At 50.0% G+C, this 236-nt stretch carries 1 protein-coding gene; it reads right to left on the reverse strand.

All coding sequences use genetic code 11. The annotated features are described in order from the left end of the window. Nucleotides 1-236: 3-hydroxyacyl-CoA dehydrogenase family protein (locus tag SB679_RS26250; protein WP_410705355.1), on the reverse strand; the 236-nt coding region annotated here is incomplete at both ends.

The raw sequence follows: 236 nt of genomic DNA on the forward strand, positions 1-236 counted from the left end.
GATTTGCGCCCAATCGCATTGCCTTATCGATTTCCTCAGCTTCAGCCACACCCTCAGCCAAAATGCCTATCGCCTCGTTGATCATCGGTATGAGCATTCTGTTTACGATAAATCCCGGCGCTTCGTTTACCAGTACAGGGTCTTTACCCAGTTTTCTAGCAAACTCCATGGCCGTGGAAATCGTCTGCGAAGAGGTCGTAAGCCCATAGATCACTTCAGCAAGCCTCATGAGCGCT

Origin of the sequence: Chryseobacterium sp. SIMBA_029 (assembly GCF_046535275.1) — a bacterium.
In the GTDB taxonomy this organism is placed as follows: Bacteria; Bacteroidota; Bacteroidia; order Flavobacteriales; family Weeksellaceae; genus Chryseobacterium.